1 protein-coding gene and 1 pseudogene are annotated in these 1,487 nt (G+C 42.9%); both read left to right on the forward strand.

Annotation, left to right across the window (positions count from 1 at the left end; translation table 11 throughout):
* A pseudogene (locus DBR18_RS28235) lies at positions 1 to 339 on the forward strand (hypothetical protein); the annotation flags it as partial.
* 69 nt (positions 340 to 408) lie between these two features.
* Positions 409 to 1,487: SEFIR domain-containing protein (locus DBR18_RS10590; RefSeq protein ID WP_108590277.1), on the forward strand; the 1,079-nt coding region annotated here is incomplete at its 3' end.

Below are 1,487 nucleotides of genomic sequence, written 5' to 3' on the forward strand. Positions count from 1 at the left end.
AAAAAAAAGGCCCGTTTCCGGGCCAAGTATCTGCATGCGCATCTTCTAGTGGACGCGGTTACCGCTTGGGCGGGTGAGCGTATCCAAGGCGTACGTGCAAGCGCGAGTGCTTTAAGTCAGCGTTTGACCTCGCCTAAGAATCATATTGGGTCTGAGGAGGTGAACATCTTTAAAGCCTTGTGCGACACGCTGGAGCTATTACATCTTATGAACGTGCAAGTAGCTCAGCACGCACACTCTCAGATCGGTCAACCCCCGATAAACTCTGCTGCGTTTCTGGAAAACTCCAATACTGCAAAAAAAATGCATGCACTTACTGAAGATGTGACGCTTAACTGAATGAGTGCTTTCGCTGGCTGGGCGCGCTATCGTTATACTGTGACGTGTTTTTAACAAGGGAGTGTCGCGATGAGCAGTCCGAAAGTATTCATTTCATACAGCTGGTCTTCAGAGGAACATGAGGCATGGGTTGTCAGCTTCGCTGAACAATTGATGCAGGCAGGAATAGACGCTGTTTTAGACAAATGGGAACTACTCCCTACCCATGACGCTTCTAAATTCATGGAGCGCATGGTTAATGATCAAACAATTAATAAGGTTTTAATGATATGCGACGAAACCTATACTAGAAAGGCCAATGAGAGAGGTGCAACTGGAGTTTCAACAGAAACTCAGATCATTTCCCCAGCGATCTATGCAGGCACAAGCCCTGAAAAATTCGTCGCCATTCTTACTCAGCGAGACGAGTCAGGGAAACCATACGTTCCGACATACTACTCTTCTAAAATATTTATAGACTTCAGTAATCCTGCAAAGGAGAGCGAAAGTTTTGAGGAGCTGGTACGTTTTATTTATGGCAAGCCCCGTCACAAAAAACCTGAGCTAGGAAAGGCTCCAGCTTATCTTGACGATTCCGAAACTCTCTCTCTGGGAACAACCATAACGTTCAATCGCGCTATTTCAGCTTTACGGGACAGCAAACCTTATGCTGAGGGAGCAGTAGAGGAATATCTTGCGACTTTCCTTGAAAACATTTCTCTGTGTAAGATCAGCTTTGCTGAACTCGATGAAGAAGCTAAATTAAATACCATTACTGATAGCCTGTCTGCGTTAATTCCGTACCGCAACGAGATTGTCCAGTTTTTTGACCACGTTGCCCGGTATGCACCTTCATACCAATACATAAAACATGTTCATAAGTTCTTTGAGTCATTCATCAATTTCCTGTTTTTTCAAGGTGTTGGGCGACACACTGACTGGGATTTTGATAATTATAAATTTCTTGGTAAGGAATTATTTCTGTACTTTACGGCTTTGCTCATCAAACACGATAGACTTGAAGTCTTAGCCGAGTTTTTGTCGCTTTCGTATTATATTAAAGCAGATAATCATATTTACGGTAAAAAAATTACGGATCATTCCATATTTTCATGGTCGATTAATTCCCTGGATTATAAAAATCGAGTCCAAAAATTAGGCAAGACAAA

Origin of the sequence: Pseudomonas sp. HMWF021 (genome assembly GCF_003061005.1) — a bacterium.
Taxonomy (GTDB): Bacteria; Pseudomonadota; Gammaproteobacteria; order Pseudomonadales; family Pseudomonadaceae; genus Aquipseudomonas.